Annotated in this window: 2 protein-coding genes; both read left to right on the top strand. The window is 72.4% G+C overall.

Annotation, left to right across the window (positions count from 1 at the left end):
* The coding region (locus PJ985_RS22965) for a phosphopantetheine-binding protein (protein ID WP_271685816.1) at positions 1–771 on the top strand (771 nt) is incomplete at its 5' end.
* A 482-nt stretch (positions 772–1,253) separates the two neighbouring features.
* Positions 1,254–6,592 (top strand): type I polyketide synthase (locus PJ985_RS22960; RefSeq protein WP_271685815.1); only part of this gene is annotated, 5,339 nt, incomplete at its 3' end.

Below are 6,592 nucleotides of genomic sequence, written 5' to 3'. Positions count from 1 at the left end.
GGCGACGAGGCTGCCGAGTACCTCCGCAAGCGGGGCATCCGCGCCCTCGACCCGGATCAGGCACTCCTCGCGCTCGCCCGCGCAGTCGACGGGGGAGACATCTGCGTCACCGTGGCCGATGTCGACTGGGACCGGTTCGTGCCCGCCTTCACCGCGGCCCGGCCCAGCCCGCTGCTGACGGACCTCGTCCGCACCTCCCCGGCCACGGCCGAAGGAGCGGACATGGCCCCGCCCGCCGTCCCGGGGGGCGGCACCGAGGCACAGTCCGGTCTGCGCAAGCGGCTGGCCGGGCTGCCGGACGCCGAACAGGACGCGCTGCTGTCGTCCGTGGTGAGCGAGGCGGTCGCCGTGGTCCTCGGCCACACCGATGCCGGTGCCGTGGACGTCCGGCGCCCGTTCAGCGAGCTCGGGTTCGACTCGCTGATGGCCGTGGAGCTGCGGGACCGGCTGGGGGCGGAGACCGGTCTTGGGCTGCCCGCCTCCGTGGTGTTCGACCACCCCACCCCGGCCGACCTCGTCCGCAGGCTTCGGGACGAACTGGGGCCGGTATCGGGCACCGTGTCGTTCCTGGCCGGCCTGGACGCACTCGAAGCGGAGTTCAGCGCGACGCCGCCCGACGGCCTGACCAGGGCGAAGATGGCCGTGCGGCTGCAGGCGTTCCTGTCCAGATGGGCCGACGGGCGGCCCTCGGCGGCCGGCGACCCGTCGGAACTCGAGGACGCGTCCGACGAGGAAATGCTGTCGCTCATCGACCGGGAACTGGGCCTGTGACCGGGCTGCCGCGCCGGTGGGGTACCCCTGTCCCGGCGCGGCGGCCCCTACCGGGAAGGCAGGCCCTTGCCAGGGTTCCCGGTGGGGCCGTAATGTGAGCGCGCTTCACGTTCCTTTGACGTGCAGTCCGGCGAATGTCACCGAGCGGCATATCCGGTGTGGCGGCGCGCGAATGACACATCGTGAGCGGCCCGATGTATTCAAGAAATTCCTTCGTGCGTCACGGAGCGGAGCTTCCGCACCTTTCCTGCCCGGGACCGGCCACGTAAGGGGGTGCGCGTGCGTGCCGGGCTAGGGGTAGCTTTAGGGGTTGTCGCAGGCTCCGAACGGCTCGTACGGTCAGCGGGAGTTACCGGCCGTAAATACTGATCCCAGTATTCTCGCCGGAGGGAATATGGGATTCCGTTGTGGTGCGGTCCCGGCGATTTCATCGAGTAGCTTCCGCGAAAAGCGTGCTGCCGGTCCGGAGAAGGTGACATCGAGTGGCCGAAGATCAGAAGTATCTCGATTACCTCAGGCGGCTCACTGCGGATCTGCGGCAGACCCGGCGCCGCCTGCGAGCCGCTGAGGCGCGCGGGAGCGAGCCCATCGCGATCATCGGCATGGGCTGCCGCTACCCGGGCGCCGTGCACTCCCCCGAGGACCTCTGGACGCTGGTATCCGAGGCACGTGACGGAATCTCGGGCTTCCCCGTCGACCGGGGCTGGGATGTCGACGCCGTGTACGACGCCGACCCCGACGCCGCGGGGACGACGTACGTCCGCGAGGGAGGATTCGTCCACGACGCGGGCGGGTTCGACGCGGAACTGTTCGGCGTCTCACCGCGCGAGGCACTGGCGATGGACCCCCAGCAGCGGCTGCTGCTGGAGACGGTGTGGGAATCCGTGGAGCGGGCCGGCATCGACCCGATGTCCCTGCGCGGCAGCCGGACGGGCGTGTTCATCGGCTCCTCCTCGTCCGCCTACGGCGCGGGGCTGCGTACGCTGCCACCGGGGACCGAGGGGCACCTGCTGACCGGCAGCGCGCCCAGCGTCGTCTCCGGCCGCGTCGCCTACACGCTGGGCCTGGAAGGGCCCGCGGTGACCGTGGACACGGCATGTTCGTCGTCACTGGTCGCCATGCACCTCGCTGCGCAGGCCCTGCGCGGCGGTGAATGCGACATGGCGGTCGCGGGCGGCGTCACCGTGATGACCAGCCCGGGGATCTTCACCGAGTTCAGCAGGCAGCGGGGCCTGGCCGGGAACGGGCGCTGCAAGCCCTTCTCCGCCGACGCCGACGGCACCGGCTGGGCCGAGGGCGCGGGCGTTCTCCTGCTGCGCCGCCTCGCCGATGCCCGCAAGCGCGGGGACCGGGTGCTCGCCGTGATCCGCGGCTCCGCGGTCAACCAGGACGGTGCCTCCAACGGACTGTCCGCCCCCAACGGCCCGTCGCAGGAGCGGGTGATTCTTGCCGCGCTCGCCAACGCCCGGCTCACCACCTCCGACATCGACGCGGTCGAGGGCCACGGCACCGGCACCACCCTCGGTGACCCCATCGAGGCGCAGGCACTGCTCGCCACATACGGTCAGGGCACCCGCCGCGCGCCCCTGTTGCTCGGCTCGGTGAAGTCAAACATCGGACACGCGCAGGCCGCCGCCGGTGCCGCAGGCGTCATCAAGATGGTGATGGCCCTCCGCGAGGAGGAACTGCCGCCCACCCTGCACGTCGGCGAGGCAACACCGCACGTCGACTGGTCGGCCGGTCAGGTCGGACTGCTGACCGAGGCCGTGCCGTGGCCGCACGATCCGGAGCGGCCCCGACGTGCGGGCATCTCGTCGTTCAGCATCAGCGGCACCAACGCACACCTCGTTCTGGAGAGCGCGGACGGGCCGGCCGGCCCCTCCGGGGACGACACCGACGGGACCGCCGACGGGGATGCGACCGGGGCGGACCGCCCTGCCGGAGGCCCGGTACGCCCCCTCTCCCCGGTGCTGCCGTGGCTGATCTCCGCCAGAACCTCCGAGGCGCTGCGGGGCCAGGCCGAACGCCTCGCTCGGGTACGGGAGCACGACCCGGTCGATGTCGCCCGTACTCTGGCCACCGCCCGCGCGGCGCTCGACCACCGCGCGGTGGTGCTCGGCACGACCTCCGAGGAGCTCCGGCGCGGTCTTGACGGGCTGGCCCGGGGAGAGACCCCCGCCGGCGTGGTCCGCGGCGTGGCCCGTACCCGGGTCGCCCCGGTGTTCGTGTTCCCCGGGCAGGGGTCGCAATGGGCCGGCATGGCTGTCGAACTGCTCGACACCGCACCGGTCTTCGCAGACCGGTTCGCCGAGTGCGAAACCGCCCTGGCCCCGTACCTCGACCGGCCGCTCTCGGCGCTGCTGCGCGACGAAAGCGCCACGTCCGAGCGGTCCGACACCGTCCAGCCCTTGCTGTGGGCGGTGATGGTGTCCCTGGCTGAGCTGTGGCGGTCCGCCGGCGTCGTCCCGGCCGGCGTGATCGGAGCGTCGCAGGGTGAGTTGGCCGCCGCTGTCGTGGCGGGCGCGATGAGCCTGCCGGACGCCGCGCTCGTGGTCGCGGTGCGCAGCAGGGCGATCGCCGGACAACTGTCGGGCAGGAGCGGCCTCGTCTCCCTACCGATGACCGGGGCGGAGGCCGAGGCCTTCCTCGAACCGTGGGCGGGCCGGCTGTGGATCTCTGCCGTGAACGGTCCGCGGACCACCGTGATCGGCGGCGGGAACGCCGAGCTGGCAGAACTCACCGCGGCGTGCGAGCGGCACGGTGTGGACGCACGCCGTGTCGGGATCGACTACGCCTCGCACACCGCCCTCGTCGAGCCGCTCGAACCGGTCTTCCAGGAGCTGCCCCCGCAGCCGACCCGGACGGGCGATGTCCCGTTCTACTCCACGGTGACCGGCCAGGCCCTGGACACCGGCACGCTGGACGCGGACTACTGGTACCGCAACCTCCGTGACACCGTACGGCTGGACCGGGCCGTACGAGCCGCCATGGCGGACGGTCACACCGCCTTCCTGGAGGTCAGCCCCCACCCCGTGCTGCTCCCGGGAATCAGCGGCACGGTGGAGGACGCCGGCGGCGAGGGAGCCGTGCTCGGCACGCTGCGTCGCGGCCAGGGCGGCCCGAGCCGCTGGTTCACCGCGCTGGCGGAGGCCCACGTCGCAGGCGTGCCCGTCGACTGGTCCGCGGTGCTGCCCGACGGCCAACTGGTCACCCTGCCCACCTACGCTTTCCAGCACACCCACTACTGGCTGACCGCCCCTCCGGAGGAGCAGCCTCCGCAGAATGCCGCAGCGGCGGACCCCGCCGAGTCCGACTTCTGGGCCGCCGTCGACCGCCTGGACCACGAACAGGTCGCGGAGACCTTGCGGCTGGAGTCGGGCGACGGCCTGGAAACGGTGCTGCCCGCCCTGTCGGTCTGGCGGCGGACCCGCGCCGAACGCTCGGCGGTGGACTCCTGGCGGTATCGCGTCGCCTGGCGGCCGGCCGCCCCGAGTACCGGCACGTCCCTCGACGGGACCTGGCTCGTCCTGCGCACCGAGGGCGTCTGTCCGGCCCATGCCGACCGGTGCAGCGAGGCTCTGCGGCGTGCCGGTGCCGCACCGGTCGACGTCGCCGTGCCCGACCCGCGGCTGAACCGCGGAGACCTCGCGGAAGTGCTGAGCAACGCCGCCGGGACGGACGACACCGTCGTGGGAGTCCTGTCGTTGCTCGCCGACGACACGCGGGACCACCCGGAGGACGCCGCGGTCTCGGCCGGTCTCGGAGGCACGCTGACCCTTGTCCAGGCCCTGGGGGATGCCGGGATCACCGCTCCGCTGTGGTGCGTGACCACGGGCGCCGTCTCCACAGGCCGGGCCGACCGGCTCACCGACCCGGCGGCCTCCCGGTTCTGGGGCCTGGGACGCGTCGTGGCCCTGGAGCATCCGGAGCGCTGGGGCGGCCTGGTCGACCTGCCCGCCATGCCCGACACGCGTGCGATGGAGCGATTCACCGCAGTTCTGGCAGGCCCCGAGGACCAGGCCGCGGTCCGTGGGGCAGGAATCTTCGTCCGTCGGCTGGTCCGTGCTCCGGCGGCCGAACCCGCCCACGGGACACCGCTGACCGGTCCGGTACTGATCACCGGTGGCACGGGTGCGCTGGGAGCCGAAGCGGCCCGCTGGCTGGCGCGTCGCGGTGTCGGGAAACTGGTGCTGACCAGCCGGCGGGGACCGGATGCCGCGGGTGCGGGGGACCTGGTTGCCGAACTCGCCGGGCTCGGTGCCACCGCGGTCGTCATCGCGTGCGACGTGGCGGACCGGGAGGCGCTCGCCGCACTGCTGACCGAGCACCCGGTGACCGGCGTCGTGCACGCCGCGGGTGTCGACCCGGCGATGGCCTTGGAGGCGACGTCGGTGCCCGGCTTCGCGGAGAGCCTGCGTGCGAAGGCCCTCGGCGCCGTCCACCTGGACGCACTCCTGCCCGATGCGGAGCTGTTCGTCCTGTTCTCGTCGATCGCCGGTGTGTGGGGCAGCGGGGGGCAGGCCGGATACGCCGCGGCGAACGCCCACCTCGACGCGATCGCCGGTGCGCGGCGCGCTGCCGGACGGGTCGCCACCGCGGTCTCCTGGGGCGCGTGGGCAGAAGGCGGCATGGCCGCTCGGGAGGGTGCGGACGAGTACCTCCGGCGACGCGGACTGAGGCCGATGCCGCCGGGTCTGTGCATCGCCGCACTGTCGGGTGCGGTCGACACGGGAGACAGCTGCGTGACGGTCGCTGACGTCGACTGGACCCGCTTCGCGCCCACGTTCACCAGCCGCCGGGCCAGCCCTCTGCTCCTGGAGCTTCCGGAGGTCCGGACCGCACTGGCCGGGACGGTTCCCGACGACTCGGGCGTGCAGGCAGCACAGTCCTTGTTCACCGGCCTTTCCGAGCCGGAGCGGAACCGTGCCGTGCTCGATCTGGTGCGCCGGGAGACCGCTGCGGTCCTCGGCTACTCCGAACCGGTCGACGGAGAGCGCCCCTTCAAGGACCTGGGCGTGGACTCTCTCACCGCTGTCGAGGTCCGCAACCGCGTCGCCGAAGCCATCGGCCTGAGTCTGCCCGCGACTCTGGTGTTCGACCACCCCACTCCTTCGGCAGCCGCCCGCCACCTCCTCACCCTGCTCGGCGGTGACGAGGCCCAGCCGGTGGTCACGACGGCTGCGTTGTCCGACGAGCCGATCGCGATCGTCGGTATGGCATGCCGCTATCCGGGTGACGCCGACTCGCCGGCCCAACTGTGGAAGCTGGTGGCCGCGAGCGGCGACGGCGTCACTGCGTTCCCCGCCGACCGCGGCTGGGACGCGGGCGGCACGGACGTCAGCTTTGCCCCGGAAGGCGGCTTCGTCAGCGACGCCACTGCTTTCGACGCCGACCTGTTCGGTATCTCGCCGCGTGAGGCGGTGGCGATGGATCCGCAGCAGCGGCTGCTGCTGGAAACCTCCTGGCAACTGTTCGAGAGTGCCGGCCTGGACCCGCGTTCGGTGCGCGGCACCCGGACCGGCGTGTTCGTCGGTGCCTCACCCTCCGGATACGGGATCGGCGCCACCGACTCCGGTTCCGAAGGGCATTTCCTCACCGGCATGTCGAGCAGCGTGCTGTCGGGGCGTATCGCGTACGCGTTCGGGCTGGAGGGCCCGGCGATGACGATCGACACGGCGTGCTCGTCGTCCCTGGTGGCCCTGCACCTGGCGGCGCAGTCGCTGCGCAACGGCGAGTGCGCGATGGCTGTGGCGGGTGGCGTCACGGTCATGACCAACCCCGGTGTCTTCTCCGAGTTCTCCAAGCAGGACGGGCTGGCGGC

The organism is Streptomyces sp. ACA25 (genome assembly GCF_028200735.1).
Classification (GTDB): domain Bacteria; phylum Actinomycetota; class Actinomycetes; order Streptomycetales; family Streptomycetaceae; genus Streptomyces.
The sequence above is the reverse complement of the archived record's forward strand: the minus strand, read 5'-3'. Positions and strand labels throughout refer to the sequence as shown.